The organism is Amycolatopsis balhimycina FH 1894, assembly GCF_000384295.1.
GTDB lineage: Bacteria > Actinomycetota > Actinomycetes > Mycobacteriales > Pseudonocardiaceae > Amycolatopsis > Amycolatopsis balhimycina.
In genome coordinates this window covers 2,409,044-2,425,845 of sequence record NZ_KB913037.1, presented here as the reverse complement: position 1 = coordinate 2,425,845, position 16,802 = coordinate 2,409,044, and the positions used below count along the sequence as shown (strand labels likewise).

General features: G+C 69.2%; 10 protein-coding genes. 4 read left to right on the top strand and 6 right to left on the bottom strand.

Going from position 1 to position 16,802, the window contains the following annotated elements:
• Nucleotide 1: 1 nt before the first annotated feature.
• The 4 genes from A3CE_RS0110165 to A3CE_RS0110150 are packed head-to-tail and all read right to left on the bottom strand — an operon-like array spanning nt 2 to nt 6,667.
• Complete coding sequence (locus A3CE_RS0110165) at nt 2–3,037, bottom strand: glycoside hydrolase family 2 TIM barrel-domain containing protein (RefSeq protein ID WP_020639977.1); 3,036 nt, start codon at nt 3,035–3,037, stop codon at nt 2–4.
• 1 nt (nt 3,038) lies between these two features.
• A complete protein-coding gene (locus A3CE_RS0110160; protein ID WP_020639976.1) occupies nt 3,039–4,220 on the bottom strand; it encodes a glycoside hydrolase family 1 protein in 1,182 nt (393 codons plus the stop codon).
• Between the two features lie 4 nt (nt 4,221–4,224).
• Nucleotides 4,225–5,568, bottom strand: a complete 1,344-nt coding sequence (locus tag A3CE_RS0110155) for an MFS transporter (RefSeq protein WP_020639975.1) — start codon at nt 5,566–5,568, stop codon at nt 4,225–4,227.
• 55 nt (nt 5,569–5,623) lie between these two features.
• The gene (locus A3CE_RS0110150; RefSeq protein ID WP_211231840.1) at nt 5,624–6,667 is read right to left on the bottom strand and encodes a Gfo/Idh/MocA family protein; all 1,044 of its coding nucleotides are present in this window, start codon (nt 6,665–6,667) and stop codon (nt 5,624–5,626) included.
• A gap of 117 nt (nt 6,668–6,784) precedes the next feature.
• On the opposite strand from A3CE_RS0110150, the gene uidA reads away from it, so the two are divergent.
• The 3 genes from uidA to A3CE_RS0110135 all read left to right on the top strand — a co-directional run bounded on the left by uidA (nt 6,785) and on the right by A3CE_RS0110135 (nt 11,737).
• Entirely contained in the window at nt 6,785–8,605 is a 1,821-nt protein-coding gene (gene uidA / locus A3CE_RS0110145; protein WP_026468336.1) for a beta-glucuronidase, read from the top strand.
• 52 nt (nt 8,606–8,657) lie between these two features.
• Nucleotides 8,658–9,593 (top strand): alpha/beta hydrolase, encoded by a 936-nt coding sequence (locus A3CE_RS50730; RefSeq protein WP_043790782.1) that lies wholly within the window; start codon nt 8,658–8,660, stop codon nt 9,591–9,593.
• Between the two features lie 320 nt (nt 9,594–9,913).
• Nucleotides 9,914–11,737, top strand: coding sequence for a PKD domain-containing protein (locus A3CE_RS0110135; protein WP_211231839.1), 1,824 nt, complete (start codon nt 9,914–9,916; stop codon nt 11,735–11,737).
• Nucleotides 11,738–11,804: 67 nt separating this feature from the next.
• Here A3CE_RS0110135 and A3CE_RS0110130 read toward each other — a convergent pair whose 3' ends face one another.
• Nucleotides 11,805–13,922, bottom strand: a complete 2,118-nt coding sequence (locus tag A3CE_RS0110130; protein WP_211231838.1) for a beta-galactosidase — start codon at nt 13,920–13,922, stop codon at nt 11,805–11,807.
• A complete protein-coding gene (locus A3CE_RS0110125; RefSeq protein WP_020639969.1) occupies nt 13,919–14,860 on the bottom strand; it encodes an SMP-30/gluconolactonase/LRE family protein in 942 nt (313 codons plus the stop codon). The genes A3CE_RS0110130 and A3CE_RS0110125 overlap by 4 nt, the downstream gene beginning before the upstream one ends.
• Nucleotides 14,861–14,910: 50 nt before the next feature.
• On the opposite strand from A3CE_RS0110125, the gene A3CE_RS0110120 reads away from it, so the two are divergent.
• A complete protein-coding gene (locus A3CE_RS0110120) occupies nt 14,911–16,623 on the top strand; it encodes an IlvD/Edd family dehydratase (RefSeq protein WP_020639968.1) in 1,713 nt (570 codons plus the stop codon).
• The last annotated feature ends 179 nt before the right edge of the window (nt 16,624–16,802 follow it).

Here is a 16,802-nt window from a genome sequence, read left to right as displayed (position 1 = left end):
GCTACTCGGGTGGTGCGGCGCCGGTCAGCCGGAGACGCCACGTCCAGCTGTAGTCCCGCCCGGTCAGCCGGTACCCGGGCAGGGTGTCGGGGCCGAGCGCCCCGGTCCCGACACCGCGGTGGGCGACGTCGAGGTGGACGATCGTGGTGTCGCGATGGGGGAGTTCCCACCAGTGGTCCGCGGTTTCGAGTTCGTCGACACTGTTGCGGGCCACGGTGACGTGCAGCGGTGTGGCGTGTGTGGTGCGCACCGTGCCGGCGGGTCCGGTCAGCCGCAGGTCCGTCACCTCGCCGCGGCCGCCGTTCTCCTGCGGGCGCAGGTAGGGCACGGCGAGGTCGTCGATGGTGCTGTGCCACGCGCCGAGCAAGGCCGACGTCCGGCGGTCGGGATAGTTCTCCCAGGGGCCCAGCCCGGCCCAGCCCGCGTCGGCGATGCCCTCGGCGAGGGTGAACTCCACGCCGACGCGGAGGACGTCCTCGGTGCTCTCGGGCAGGGTGACGTGTTCGGCGAACACGTAGTCACCGTCGGCGAGCGCGGTGATCGTGCGCCGGTGCAGTACCTCCTCCCCGAATGCGGCGGTGTACACAGTGGACACCGTGACCCCGTCGCCGGAGCGGTCGACGTCGACGGTCTTGGTGGTGAGCCGGAAGAGCCCGCTGCGGACGAAGCGCTGGTCCATGGCGACGGACCGGTCGTTGTTGGTGAGCGCGCGCCACAGGCAGAGGCGGGGTGCCTCGCGGAGCAGCGGGTGCGAGATCGCCCCGGTGTCGTCGACCTCGACGATCGTTCCGGCGGCCTCCGGGAGAGGCGGCAGACGTCGGGGCAGGGCGACCTGAAGGACCGAGATCGTCGTGCCCTCCGGCGCCCAGATCGCTGGGTTTCGCGTACGCAAGCTGAGTGTCAGCGCGAGCGGGTCTGCCGTGACGAGCAGTTCACGCAGCGCGGACGGGATCTCGATGGTTTTCTCGCTGCCCGCGGGGACGTGACCGGCTTCGATCGTGATCGCGCCTTGCGGGCCGGTCGCGGTCTCGACGTGGACTTCGAAGGTGTAGGCGGACAGGTCGGCGAACGCCTGCCGGTTGCGGATGGTGAGCCGGCCAGCGAGGACGTCGTCGGCGGTCGAGACGATCCGGGCGGGGCTGAACAGGCCGCGAGCCTCGTACAGCGCGGGTTTCGGGGTGAGGTCGGCGAAGACGAGCCCGTACAGCAGGAAGGGCCCGTCGTTCGGTTCGTCGCCGAAGTCGCCGCCGTAGCGGTACCGGCCGTCGCCGTCGGGGTCGAGTCCGTGGTCCTTGAAACCCCAGATGAACCCGCCCTGCAGCGTCGGCAGCGACTCGAACAGCTCCCAGTAGCGGGCGAGCCCACCCGTCGAGTTGCCCAGCGTGAAGGCGTACTCGCACAGGATGACGGGACGGTCCGCGCGTGGGTCGGTGGCGAATGCTTCCAGGGCTTGGAAGGACGGGTACATCGGGCACACGACGTCGGTCGCGGTGTGCCCGGCGTGCCAGTCGGTGGAGATCGCGCCTTCGTAGTGGAGCGGACGGGTGGGGTCGAACCGGCGCAGCCAGCCGGCCGCGGCGTCGTGGTTGGCACCGTGGCCGGTCTCGTTGCCCAGCGACCACAGGATCACCGACGGGTGGTTGCGGTCCCGCAGCACCATGCGGGACACGCGGTCCAGGAAGGCGGTCAAGTACCGCGGGTCGTCGCACAGCGTGGGGGCGAAGGCGTGGCCTTCGATGTCGGCCTCGTCGACGACGTAGAACCCGATCTCGTCGCAGAGGTCGAGGAAGGCGGGGTCGTTGGGGTAGTGGGAGGTGCGGATCGCGTTGACGTTGAACCGCTTCAGCAGGGACAGTTCAGCGAGCATGGTCTCCCGGGACAGCACCCGGCCGGTCCGCGGCTCGACATCGTGCCGGTTGACGCCCTGGATCATGATGCGCTTGCCGTTGACCAGCAGGTCCCGGCCCTCGATGCGCACCCGCCGGAAGCCGATGCTGATGCGTGCCTCGTCGGCCACGGTGCCGTCGGGTGCGATGAGCTGAACGGCGAGGTCTTCCAGGTGCGGCCGCTCCGCAGACCACGGATCGACTTCGAGGTCGTCCAGCGTGATCCGGACCGTCCCGGCACACGGTGCCGGGGTCATGGCCTCTTCGAGCCGCGCGGCCTGGCCCGTCAGGTGAGCGGGTACGGGTGCGTCGGCGGCGTTGACGCTGATCAAGTCGAGGTAGTCGGCCGGCAGCCGGGGTTCCGGCCGCGCCGACCGGTCGTCGGGCAGCCGAGGCAGGGCGGGAGCGGGGCGGCGCGGCGTCACCGGCACCGTCAGCTCGCGGCCCAGGACTTCGGCGCGCAGCTGCCAGCCGAGGTCGAACAGGTGGTCCAGCCCGGCCGTGGTGATCACGGCCCGCAGGCTGCCCCGCCGCGTTTCCGGATCGAAGTCGGCCACCACGGACAGGTCGGCCAGCCGGACCTCCGGCACCGTGTAGAGGTGGACGGAGCGGCTGATGCCCGACTGCCACCAATGGTCCTGGTCCTCCAGATAGGACACTGACGACCACTTCGACACCACCAGCTCCACCGTGTTCTCGTCGGCGGTGCAGGCGTCGGTGATGTCGAACTCCGCGGCCAGGTGGGAGTCGGTGCTCACGCCGACCGGTGTGCCGTTGACGAACCCGCGCAGCAGCCCCTCCGCGGCACCGACGTGCAGGATCACCCGGCGGCCCGCGGCGGGGGAGAGGTCGAACGAGCGGCGGTAGACCCCGGTGGGGTTGCGCGCCGGGATCGTCGGCGGCACCTCGTCGAACGGCATCGGCACATTGGTGTAGTGCGGCCGGTCCTCGGTCTCGCGCATAGTCCACAGGCTCGGGACCGGGACGACTTTCCACTCCTCGCCGACCGGGTGGTGCGGGCCCGGGAGCAGCTGGAAGTCCCAGTCGCCGTCCAGCACGACCTCCGGCGCCCGCGGGATCGAGTGCATCGGCAGCCGCCCGACGGGGTGGAATCCGGAACCGTCGGCGGGCATCTCGGTGATGTCGGTCATCTCAGTCCTCAAGTGTCCCTTTCCGGGCGCGTTCCCCCAGCCAGGCCAGGCTCGGTTTCGGGGTGCGGGCGAAGGTCTCCCGGTCGACCGCGATCAGGCCGAAGGTGGGCTTCCAGTCACCCCATTCGTAGTTGTCCAACGCGGACCAATGCAGGTAGCCGCGCACGTCGACGCCGTCGTCGATCGCCGCGAACAGGTGCCGCAGTGCCTCCGAGGTGTAGGCGATGCGACGGCTGTCGTCGGCGGTCGCGATCCCGTTCTCGGTGACCAGGACCGGGACGCCGCCGGTGACCTGCCACGCGTGCCGCACCGCGATGCCGAGTGCGTCGGGACGGTACGCCCACCCGGTCAGCGTGTCGTCGGGGCTCGGCGAGTGCGGGACGATGCCACGGGCGTCGACCTCACGGCTCCGGTACGCCTGCACCCCGATGAAGTCGTCGTCGCGCGAGGCCTCGAGATACAGGTCCTCGTAGACGTACCGCACCTCGGCCAGCTTCGCCTCGTTCTCCGGTACGGCTGTGAACGCCTGGCAGGCGACCGCCCACCCGACAGCGGCTCGAGTGCGGTCCTTCAGGATCTCGCGCGCCGCGTGATGCGCTGCGACGAGGCGCCGCCCGATCTCGGGGTCCGGCGACGGCAGCACCCGCGGTCGTTCCCGGTCGACGGTGGGGCTGTGCGCGTACTGCGCGGCGAGCCCCACGATGACGGCGAGCATGTTCGGCTCGTTCACCGTGCACACCCAGTTCACGTCGTCCAAAATGGACGACACGGCCTCGACGTACCGGCGGAAGCGGTCGATCGCGTTCGGGCCCATCCACCCGCCGTCCTCGGCGAACCAGCGGGGATGGGTGAAATGGTGCAGCGTCACCACCGGCGTCAGTCCCAGCTCCAGCGCGGTGGTGATCATGCGCCGGTAGTGGGTCAGCTCCGCGCGTGAGATGTGGCCCTCCGCCGGCTCGATGCGTGCCCATTCGACGCTGAACCGGTAGGCGGTCAAGCCCACCTCGGCAAGCAGCCGCATGTCCTCGGCGTACCGGTGGTAGCTGTCGCAGGCGTCCCCGCTGCGGTCCAGCTGCGGGATCCGCTGCTCCCGCACCCACCAGTCGCTGTTGACGTTGTTGCCTTCGATCTGGTGCGCCGCCGTCGACGCGCCCCACAGGAATCCGGCCGGCAGTTCGGTCACGCTGTCACCGGCTTCCCTTGACCTTGACCATGACGATGAGTCCTCCGATCAGAGTGAGCGCCCCACCGGCGAGGTAGAGCACGCTGTAGTTCTTCTCGTCCCCGGCCGCGCCGATGCCGAGCAGCACGGAGGCGGCGAGTGGGGCGACGGCGTGCGGGATCTGCTGTGCGTAGTTGACGATGCCGATGAACCGGCCGGCCTCGGCGCGGCTGGGCAGCACGTCCAGGACCACGGCTTGGTCCACGGCGGAGAACATGCCCAGCGCCAGGCTCGTCAACGCCGAACCGGCGACGAGAACGGCGAAGCTGGGTGAGCTCACCATGAGGAGAGCGCCGACGCAGAAGAGGAGACCCGACAACAGGACGAACAGGCGCCGCCGCCGGAGCCGGTCCGACAGTATGCCGCCGGCGAGCGCGCCGAGCATCGTGGCCAGTACGCCCGCACCCGAGATGGCCGTGATGGTGCCACCGATGCGCTCCACGGAGACACCGAGTCGTTGCGCCAGGAAGAAGGCCAGATAGGTGGTGTTGAAGGTCATGCCGATGTAGAAGACGAACCGGCCGAGCCAGTTCCATGCGAAGTCGCGGTGCCGTCGCGGGTCGAACAGGTACTTGGCGAACAGCAGCCGGATGCCGATCTTGTCTTCGGGCAGCGTGATCGTCCGGCCGTCGGGGTCCTGGGGCCGGACCGCCAGCGGCAGGACCAGCAGCAGTCCGATCAGCCCCGGCACCAGCAGCAGAAGAAGATTGTTGCCCACCAGCGTGGTCGCGACGGCGACTCCCAGTGCCGATGCCACCATCTGCGCGAGCCCGGTGATTCCGGAGACCTTGCCGCGCTGGTGCTCGGGTAGTTTGTCGGCCTGGAGCGTGGTGATCGCGGCCATGACGGTCTGCCAGCCGATCACCGCCAGCACCCAGCCGGCGCCGAGCAGGGCCACGTTCGGGGCGACGGCCAGCACCAGCAGCGCCGCGAGGCCGGCAAGCGTGCCCGCGATGAGATAGGGACGCCGCCGTCCGAGCCTCGATCGAGTGCGGTCGGACAGCACGCCGACGAACGGATTGAGCACGAGCGATACCACACCGCCGATACCGGTGAGGTAGCCGAGGTACTCGGCATGCCCCGGCGCGATCTGGTGGAGCCTGATCGTGAGCGAGTAGGACATCGGGGCGACGTAGGCCATCCAAGTGCCGAGGCTCGCGAGCACCAGCAGGAAGACGTATCGCGGGCTGACCTTCGGCAGGTCCGCGTCGGCCGTGCCGGGTGAAGAGCCGAGCCAGGGCCGCTCCTTCGCCTCTGTGGGCGGCGGGAGGGCGGCGGGGATCGGGCTGGTGGGCTCCGGGTGCGGCATCGGTGATCCTCCTTGATCAGTCAGCGCCGGCGCGGGAACAGGCCGTCGTTCGTCCTCAGGTGGCCGAAGGATTCTCCGGATTCAGCGGTTCCCTGGGCTGCATGCCGGCCGCGCGGTAGATCGCGTCGATGACATGCATTCTTGCGGTGGCTTCGCGCGCGTCCGTGACGACGGGCGCGCCGTCACGGACGGCATCGCGGAACCTCTCCAGCTGGAAGCTGTAGGTGGTGCGCGGGTTGCCCGGCTCGGTGAGCACTTCTTCCTCGGTGGTAAGGGTGATCAGGCCGTGGAAGTGCGGGTGGTACGGCATCCGCACGTGCAGCACCCCCGCGGATCCGGTGACCCGGAGTTCCGCCCCGCGGGCGTCCTCGGCCCACATGCTCGCCTCGACGTGACCGGACACGGAGCCAGGGAAGGCGAGTTCTGCTTTCATCGACGCGTCGACACCATCGATGTCGCGTGCTCGTGCCGCGGTGACCCGCGGTTCGCCGAACAGGAAACGAAGCAGGTGCACGGGATAGCACCCGAGATCCAGCAACGCGCCGCCGCCCAGCTCCCGTTGCCACTGGATGGCCCCGGCATCGAGGTGTGTCACACAGAACCGGGCACTGGCCTCGTGGATCTCCCCGAGCGCACCGGAGCCGACGATCTCGGTCAGCCGGGTCCACATCGGATGGTGCCGGGAGTGGAACGCCTCCATGACGACGAGACCGGTGTCCTCGGCCAGCTCCGCGATCTCAGCCGACTCTCCGGCGTTGGCAGTGAACGGTTTTTCGCACAGGACGTGTTTGCCGGCGTCGAGCGCGCGGCGCATCCAGTACCCGTGCAGCGCGCTCGGGGCCGGCAGGTAGACGGCGTCGATGCCGGGATCGTCGAGCACGTGTTCATAGGAAGGCAGCACCCGGGCAATGCCGTGCTCTGCGGCGTAAGCCTCGGCGCGGCCGACGTTCCTGGCCGCGATCGCGTCGACCTCGACACCGTCGACAATGGCCGCGGGAGCCAGCAGTGCCTCCTTGACGATCTTCGCGGCGCCCAGGACGCCGATGGTGAAGCCCGGCGCTTGGTCGCCGGGACGCGGCATTCTCCGTGGTATCGCCATCCGGACCTCCCGTCGCGGCCAATCTAGCATCGTGTTGCTATTTTCGGCTAGGCTCGAAAAGTAGCACTTCGCGGAGAGGGCCGGCGCTGCTGCCGGGCCCGGGGTAAGGGAGAGATGATGCTGAAGGCCAAGGCCACCGCGACCCGTGAGCTGCTCTCGCTTGACGGGCTGTGGCGGTTCGCCCTCGATGGCGCCGCCGGCGACGAACCGTGGCGTGCCACGCTCGACAGCACGTTGGAGGCGGCCGTACCGGCCAGCTTCAATGATCTGTTCGTCGATCCGGCGGTGCGCGATCACGTCGGCTGGGTGTGGTATCAGCGGTCGGTGCGGGTGCCGCGAGGGTGGGCGGGCGACCGCATCTTCGTGCGCGTGGACGCCGCGACGCACGCCGGCCGGGTCTACGTCGGGGACGAGCTGGTGGCCGAGCACGCGGGTGGCTACACACCGTTCGAGGCCGACATCACCGAGGTGGTCACCGCCGGCGGCGAGTTCCGGCTGACGATCGCGGTGAGCAACGAACTGACCGGCACCACGATCCCGCCTGGCTCGATCACGGTGACCGAAGACGGCCGCCGGCAGCAGAAGTACCTGCACGACTTCTACAACTACGGCGGACTAGCGCGTTCGGTGTGGCTGTACAGTGCCCCCTCGGTACGGGTCACGGACGTCACCGTCGTGACCGACGTGGACGGTTCCACCGGAGTCGTCGGCTACACGGTGGCGACGAGCGCGCCCGCCGAGCTGCGCGTCCGGCTGCTCGACGCCGCCCTGGCCGAGGTGGCGAGCGCCTCGGGCACGCGAGGTGTGCTGCGCGTGCCCGACGTCCGGTTGTGGCAGCCGGGGGCGGCTTACCTGTACGAGCTGATCGTCGAGGTGGTCGATGGTGACACCGTGGCCGACACGTATCCGGTGGCGGTCGGCGTGCGTACCGTCGAGGTGCGGGGAAGCGAGTTCCTCATCAACGGCGCGCCGTTCTACTTCACCGGCTTCGGCAAGCACGAGGACACCGCGGTGCGGGGCAAGGGCCACGACAGTGCCTACCTCGTGCACGATTTCCAGTTGCTGGAGTGGATCGGCGCCAACTCGTTCCGCACCTCGCACTACCCGTACGCGGAGGAGGTGCTCGAGTTCGCCGACCGGCACGGCGTCGTCGTCATCGACGAGACGGCGGCGGTCGGGCTCAACCTCGCCGTCGAGGGGGGCTTGGCCAACGGACCGAAACGGCCCACGTTCTCGCCGGAGACGATGAACGACAAGACCCGCAACGCGCACGCGCAAGCGATCCGCGAGCTGATCGCCCGGGACAAGAACCACCCCAGTGTGGTGATGTGGTGCATAGCCAACGAGCCGTCGTCGCACGAGGACGGTGCGCGTGAGTACTTCGAACCGCTCGTGCGGCTGACCCGCGAACTCGACCCGACGCGGCCGGTGACCTATGCGAACGTCATGTTGGCGAGTTACCGCGACGATCGCATCGCCGACCTGTTCGACGTCGTCTGCCTCAACCGCTACCACGGCTGGTACGTCGCCAACGGCGACCTCGTGACCGCCGAGCGGTACCTCGAGGGCGATCTCACCGGCTGGGCGGGCAAGTTCGGCAAGCCGATCATCATGAGCGAATACGGCGCCGATACCCTGCCCGGCCTGCACTCGGTGTGGGACATCCCGTGGACGGAGGAATACCAGGTGGCGTTCTTCGAGATGCACCACCGGGTCTTCGACCGGGTCGAGGGTGTGGTCGGTGAGCACGTGTGGAACTTCGCCGACTTCCGCACCACGAACGGCATCCACCGGGTCGACGGAAACAAGAAGGGCGTCTTCACGCGAACGCGGGAGCCCAAGGCGGCCGCCCACGTCCTCCGAGCTCGTTGGACTCGCGTCGGGAGCCGTAAACCGGCGGCGCAGGATTCTACGGGGCAGATTGATTCCAATAATTGAAACTTTGATCCGAAGTATGGACTATATCCTGTTCGGTGTCTAGCATCGCTGCATGTCTCTCGATCCCTATGTGGCACACCGTCTCGCGACGGTGCCGGACGTGTCGATCGAGGAACTGCTCAAGGATCCGTTGCAGCGAAAGCGGATTCTCGAGGGGTCGCTGGACGATCGTGACTACGCGCCCCCGGCGGTCACCGTGACCGAGGAGGACGTGCACGGCCCTCACGGCCCGGTGCGCGTGCGCCTGTACCGGCCCCGCGTCGGAGTGCGGGGGCCGGGACTGGTCTGGGCGCACGGCGGCGGCTTCCTCGGTGGCAGCCTGGACATGAACGAGGGCGACCTGGTGTGCCGTGAGCTGTGCCATCGCGCCGGCGCCCTGGTGGTTTCGGTCGACTACCACCTCGCGGACGGGAACACGACGACGTACCCGATCCCGCATCAGGACGTCCTTGCTGCGTACGAGTGGGTTCGCGCGCGGAGCCGGCGGTGGGGCGCCGACCCGGCGCGGCTCGCCCTGGGCGGCGCTTCGGCGGGCGGGAGCCTGGCCGTGTCGGCTACGCTCGAGTTGATCGACCGCGGTGTCGCACCGCCGGCGCGGCTGCTGCTCGTCTATCCCGCGTTGCACGACCGTCTTCCCGAGTCGCCCGAGGTGCTGGCGAAGACCCGTACCCTGCCTCGTGGCGCCCGGATCCAGAGCAGCACCATGGGTTACTTCTTCGGCGTCTACCGCGGAAAGCGGACGGACACGCCGTACCTTTCGGTCGACCATCGCGATCTGGGCTCCCTGCCGCCGGGTCTGCTGGTCGTCAACGAGTACGACGACCTTCGTGCGTCGGGTGAAGCATTCGCGGCGCGGGCGCGCGCGTGCGGAGCCGAACTCGAGGTATATCTCGCGCGAGGAATGGTCCATGGCCACCTGGGCATGACCCCGCTCGTACCCGAGGTACACGCCACGTTGACCGAGTTGGCCCAGTACATAGCCGCCTGAGGCCGCGATCGGCGTCCACGACAGAAATTCACTTCGAGTATTTCAATTGTTGTCACAGGAAAATGAGGCGATCAATGGTGACTGCCACCCTTTTGGGACGATATGTACCACCACCAAGGACGAGTCGTCGTCGCGTCCGGCTCGGAACGGTAGTGGCGGGCGTGACCATCGTGCTCGGCGGGTCACTGAGTTCGGGCACCGCTGCGGCGGCGCAGCCGCCACCGGAGTGTGCACCATCACAGCCGGGTGGGCCGATACAGGTAACCGCCGACTGCGTCGATCAGCAGTACGGCAAGCCGGTCGTCGACAGCGAGCAAGACGTGACCAGCCCGGTTCCCCATCACAAGGTTTCCGGGCACTTCGACGGGACCGGTTCCCGGTTCACCTTCTACCTGCCGCCCAAGGCACGCTGGGACGGCCGGTTCTTCCAAGTGGTCTATCCGTTGCAGAACGAGAACGCGACCGACGACGACATCGCGTTTGCTGCGGACAGCGGCGCCTACCGGGTACAGACGAACGGCAGCACCGGGTACCGGGTCGACGCGGCCGCAGCCAAGTTCTCGAAGCAGGTCGCGGCGCGCTACTACGGGACGTCGCGGCGGATCTTCGGTTACCTCTACGGCGGCAGCGGCGGGTCGTACCAGGCGATCGGCGCGATCGAAAACACCACCGGGGTCTGGGACGGCGCGGTGCCGTTCATTCCCGGGACGCCCGAGGCCATTCCGAACAACTTCTTCGTGCGCGCCTTCGCCCGGCTGGTACTGGGCACGAAGGCGCCGCGGATCGCGGACGCGGTGAAGCCCGGTGGATCGGGGAACCCCGGTGCCGGTCTGTCCGGAGTGGAACGGGCGGTGCTCACCGAGGTGACGAAGATGGGAATCCCGCTTCGGGCTTGGGCGAACTACCGGTACGTTCTCGGCATGGACGACCCCCAGGGGCTGCTCGGATTCGCGAGCACCGTGCGTGCCCTGGATCCGGCGTACGCGGACGACTTCTGGGGCAAGGCGGGCTATCTCGGCACCGAGCGGTCGCCGCTGGGTGATCTGTTCCGCTCCGCGCGGATCGACTATCCGGCCACCGTCACCAAGGTCAACCGGGACCCGCAGAGCCGGCCGACAAGTCTGGTCCTCGACGGCGTCCCGGCGAACCCGGCCAACCTTCTCCTCGACTTCACCGTCTACCGGCCGGATGGTACGACGAAGGCCGGGACGCTCACCGGCACCCTGGACCCGGCGACGAAGGTGTTCACCATCGGCGGCGGCAATCCGCCCGACGTGCTCGACGCGCTGGCCGAAGGCGCCAAGCTGCGCATGGACAACCGGTGGTCCCTCGCGCTGCTGGCTTACCACCGCTACCAGGTTCCGACGCGGCCGGGTTTTCACGCCTGGGACCAGTTCCGCGATGCCGCGGGGCAGCCGATCTACCCGCAGCGTCCGGTCGAAGTGGGTCCGATGATCTCGCGCAACGTCAGCGGCGGCGGCACGTTCACCGGCAAGATCACCGCGAAGGTCATCGTGGTCGCCAACCTGCTGGACACCGATGCCTACCCGTGGGACGCCGACTGGTACGCGAGCCAGGCGAAGCAGGCCCTCGGCAACCGTTACGACAGCATGTTCCGCGTCTGGTTCAACGACCACGCCGACCACATCGGGGCGCACTTGCCCGGCCTGGTCGGCTACGGAGGCATCCTGGAGCAGGCGCTGCGTGATGTGAGCGCCTGGGCGGAACGGGGTGTGGTGCCGGCACGATCGACGCAGTACACCATGGCGGACAGCCAGATCCGGGTGCCGGCGACCGCCCAGGAGCGCCGGGGTATCCAGCCGGTGGTCGATCTCACGGCGGGCGGTGGCACCAGGATCGACGTCACCGCGGGCCGGCCCGTCGCGTTCAAGGCGCTGGCCCAGGTGCCGCCGGGGGCAGGCAAGGTGGTGTCGGCCGAATGGGACTTCACCGGTGACGGCGTGTTCGAGCGTCGGCCATCGGGCCCGCCGCGGGATTGTGTGGAGCTTTCAGCGACGCACACCTACACCGCACCCGGCACCTACATCGTGGCGCTGCGGGTGACCGCGAACCGTGCCGGAAACCCGGCCGCGCCGTTCGCCGATGTTCAGAACCTGGGACAGGTCCGCGTGGTGGTCCATTAGCCACAGCCGACGACGAGGCCTCCGGGCGGCCAGGACGGCGACCCGGAGCCTCGTTGCCGGGGTGTTGTCACGTCTCGACGGCGACGACGACGTCCCAAGCGCCCAGTTCGATGGTGCTGCCGGAGCTGACCTTTGAGCCCGCAAGCACGTTCTCGAGGTCGATGGGCGCTTCGACGGTTTGTGCTTCCCAGGACCAGTTGTGGATGATGTGCACCCGCCGGCCGTCCCGGCTGGTCGCGCTGGTGACGGTCACCGTGGCCGGTAGCCGAGTCCAGGCTGATGTCCGGGGGCGTGCCCACTCGAACAGCGCTCGCGCGAATGCGGAGCCGGGGACGGTGCCCACGCAGGTGATGCGGCCGTTGCCGTGCGGGCGGGTGGTCGCGGCAGCCCACCGCCCGAAGTGCGGGTGGTCGTAGGTGGCGAGGACGCTGGCATCGGTGGCCACCAGGAGGTCGGCCCAGGCTGTCGCTTCGGCGTCGGGGCCCAGCCGCAGTTCGCTGTCCGGAGTGCTCACCAGCGGGACGTTCGTGGTGAGGTTGCTGTATTCGCCGTAGGACACTCCGGCGTATTCGGTCAGCTTCGCGGGGGCGATTTCGGCGCGGGCACGGCCTTCGGTGTCGGCGTAGCCGGTGCGCGGGCCGAGGATGAGGTGTCCACCTGCATCGGCGTACGCGGCGAGCCAGCCGAGCAGGCGCTCGTCGGCCAGGTAGCAGCCCGCGACGACGAGCAGCGGCTGCCGCGTGGCGAACTCGGCCGCGTCCACTGGCTGTCCGTCGGGCGTGCCGTCGATCACCTGCGGGACGTGGACGATCCGGGTGGACAGGCGGGCGTCGAAGGCGCCCTTGTAGAACGCGTCGAAGATCCGGTGGTAGGCGCCGGGGTGCGGGCCGCCGTCCGCGGTGGCCAGTGGTGGATGCTTTTCCATCAGCCACTTGCTGGGTGTCGAGTACAGCATCGCCACGTCGGTGCCGGGCGTGAGGTCGGCGACGAGGTCGCCCGCGGACGCGAACTCGGCACCGAGCTTTGCGATCTCGTGGTACACGCGGCCGGGCACGTTGCTGTGCGGCAGGACGCCACCCCAGTACGTCTCGGTGCCGAACTGGAGGGTGTGCCAGTGCCAGTACTCGACCATCCTGGCGCCGCGTGCGACCAGCGCCCAGGCCGCTTGCCGCCACTGCCCGTCGTAGCCGGGTTTGTTGTGCCAGGTGGCGCCGATGGAGGAGGCGTTGGTCTCGGTCACCAGGAACGGTGCTTGACGCGACGCGTACATGCGGTCGGCGATGAGATAAAGCGCCCACACGCCTGACGGAGGCCACGTCTGTGCAGTCTGCTCTTCTTGTGGCAGCAGCAGTCCGTCCTGCATGTCGTAGTAGGCGTTGCCCGAAGTGATGTCCAGTCCCCGGGACACCTGTTCGTCGTCCATCGCCGGCCGGCCGTAGTCGATGCAGGTGGTGACGAACTGGCCCGGATGGGCGTAGCCGCGCGCGATTCCGGCCTGCCAGTCGATGAACTCGGTCGTCAGCTCGCCTTGGAAGCGGCGCCAGGCGAGGTCGTACTGCGGCTGGATGCTGCCGTCAGGTACCCACAGGTCGGACCAGTCGGACAGCCGATGGGACCAGTAGACGAGGCCCCAGGCCTCGTTGAGCGTCGCCACGTCGCCGTAGTGCTGGCGTAGGTGCTCGACGAAACGTTGGAACACTCCGTGGTTGTGGAGCAGGTGCAGGCCGGGTTCGTTGTCGACCTGGAAGCCGATCACCGCGGGGTGATCGGCGTAGCGGCCGAGGATGGCGCGGACGACCCGCTCGGCGTGGAACCGGAAGGCGGCGTGGGTGAAGTCGACCTCCTGCCGTCCACCCCAGCCGATCCGTTGCCCGGTCGCGGTTTCACCGGCGATCTCGGGGTACCGGCGCGCGAGCCACGGTGGGACCGCGTAGGTCGGGGTGCCGAGGATGACGGAGATGCCGTGTTCGTGGGCGAGGTCGAGGATCGGCTGCAGCCAGTCGAGTTCGAACCGGCCGTCTTCGGGCTCCCAGGTCGACCACACCGACTCGCCGACGCGGATGACGGTGAACCCGGCCGCGGCCATCAGTGCGAAATCGTCGGCCAGACGGTCACCGCGCTGGTACTCGGCGTAGTACGCGGCCCCGAACAAGACACGGCGGGGTAAGCGCGAAGGGATCGTCACGGAAACTCCTGATCTGGGCGGAGGGTGGCGAAGCGCGCAGCTCGCCCTGGAGTGGTGGGTGGTACCCAGGCGGGAACGGGCAGACCGGGGGTGTCGACGCGCATGGTGAACAGCCGCCCGGAGTCCGGATGGGCTCGGCGCTGCCGGTCGCTCAGTCCGTTGGTGGCGGTGGTGATGACGAGGGTGCGCAGGTCATCGCCGGCGAAGGCGACGCAGGAGGTGTGCGGCGCGGGAACGGCGAGGCGTTCTGCCACGGTGCCGTCGGGGGAGTACCGGCGGACTTCGCCGGCTCCCCACACCGCCACCCACAAGTGGTCGGCGGCATCGAGGGCGATCCCGTCGGGGGAGCCGTCGTCGAGCCGCAGGTGTACCTGCCGCCGGCCGACCGCGCCGGTCCGCGGGTCGTAGCCGCGGACGAACACGGTGCCGCGCAGCGTGTCGACGCTGTACATCCGGGTGCCGTCAGCTGACCAGGCGAGGCCGTTGGACAGGGTCAGGTCGGCGTCGAGCTCGGTGAGGCGGCCGTCGTGCTCCCAGCGGACCAGCACCTCGCTTTCGGACGCCCCGGCCAAGGCCAGGGTGCCGACGAGGAAGCGCCCGGCGGGGTCGGTGCCGCCGTCGTTGAGCCGGCGCGACTCGCCCGCGGGAACGATGCGTGGCCCGGATTCGCGGGTCCGGTCGGGGTGGATGAGGACGAAGTTTTCCTGCGCGGCCACGAGGAGCGTGCCGTCTTCGGCCACGGCCACCGCGCCGACCATCTCGTCGAAGGCGTGCCGGGTGGTGACCTCGATGCGGCCGTCGTCGAGGGTGCCTTCGAGCACGGCGCCGCCGAGGATGTCCACCCACAGCAGCCGGTGTCGGATCGGGTCCCAGACGGGGCCTTCGGCGAGCTGGTAGGCCGAGCCTGTCGCCGCGGCGAGGGTGCGCCTATTCTTCATGATGTTCCGGATGTTAGACCAATGATTCGATTATCGGAAGGCGGTCGCTCATGGGGCTTCGCAGCGCGCAGTGGTACGAAGGGCAAGGCCGCAACGCCTACATCCACCGGGCGTGGATGCGCCGCGGCGTGCCCGGTGACGCGTTCACCGGTCGTCCGCAGATCGCCATCGCCAACACCGCTTCGGACCTGACCCCGTGCAACGCGCACCTGAACGAGATCGCGCAGTCGGTGAAGAACGGCGTCTACGAGGCGGGGGGCATCCCGCTGGAGCTGCCGGTGGTGTCGCTGGGCGAGACGCAGGTGCGGCCGACCGCGATGCTGTGGCGCAACATGGCCGCGATGGCGACCGAGGAGATGCTGCGGGCCAACCCCGTCGACGGAGTGGTGCTGCTGGGCGGCTGTGACAAGACGATTCCGTCGCTGCTCATGGCCGCTGCCTCGGTCGACCTGCCCGCGGTGGTCGTTCCGGGCGGCCCGATGCTCACCGGCACTTTCCGCGGCAAGCCGCTGGGCTGTGGTACCGATGTGTGGCGGTTGTCGGAGGAGGTGCGGGCCGGCGTTCTCTCGGCGGCCGACTTCACCCGCTCCGAGTCGGCGATGATCCGCAGCCGCGGCCACTGCAACACCATGGGCACCGCCTCCACCATGGCGCTCGTCGCCGAAGCCCTCGGCACCGTGGTGCCCGGCGTCGCCGGCACGCCCGCCCCGGACAGCCGTCTGCTGGAGGCGGCCCACGGCACCGGACGCCTGGCCGTCGAGATGGTCGCCGCCGACCGCCGGCCGAGCACGTTCTTGACGAGCGGCTCGTTCCGAAACGCCATCGTCGCGCTGGCCGCCATCGGCGGGTCCACCAACGCCGTGGTCCACCTGCTGGCGATCGCCGGGCGCCTCGGCATCGAGCTGACGCTGGCGGATTTCGACCGCATCGGCTCACGGGTGCCCGTGCTGGCCGACCTGCTGCCCGCCGGCCGGTTCCTCATGGACGACTTCCACCGCGCCGGCGGCCTGCGCGCCGTGCTGCGCGAGGTCGCCGACCTGCTCGACCCCGAGGCGCTGACCGTCACCGGCAAGCCGCTGGTCTCCTTCCTCGACGACGCCCCGATCTGGGACACCGAAGTCATCCGCACCCGTGCGAAGCCACTCGTCGAGCACGGCGGCATCGCCGTGCTGCGCGGCAACCTCGCCCCGGACGGCGCCCTGATCAAGCCGGCCGCCGCGTCACCGCACCTGCTGCAGCACCGCGGCCCGGCCGTGGTCTTCGACTCCATCGAGGACTTCCACGCCCGCATCGACGACCCCGGCCTGGACGTGGACGCCGACTCGGTGCTGGTGCTGCGTGGCTGCGGCCCCAAGGGCTACCCCGGCATGCCCGAAGTCGCCAACCTGCCACTGCCCAAGAAACTGCTGGAACAGGGTGTCCGGGACATGGTCCGGGTTTGCGACGGCCGCATGAGCGGCACCGCCTACGGCACCGTGGTCCTGCATGTCGCCCCCGAAGCCGCCGCGGGTGGCCCACTCGCGCTGATCCGGACCGGCGACATCATCAGCCTCGACGTCAAGGCCAGGCGAATCGACGTCGACCTTCCGGACAGTGAGCTGGCCGCCCGCACCCCAGCCGAGGCCGCGGTGGCCGGTTTCGCTACTCCACAGCGCGGCTGGGAAAGGCTCTACGTCGAGCACGTGCTGCAGGCTGACACGGGAGCGGATCTGGACTTCCTGCTCGGCTCCAGTGGCTCGCAGGTGAGCCGCGAATCCCACTGATCCGCGCTGCGGTGCTGAAGCACCAACGCATAACGGCGATACCCAAGTTATGGTCAGCAGTTGAAGCGCGGCGGCAGGACTCGGTCGCGACCTGCAAATTGGTCGATTTGCGGCGAGGGGCGACCGTTGAGGCGCGTGGTGGTCGCCGTCGCCGTGGTGCTCGGTGGATCAGACCGCAG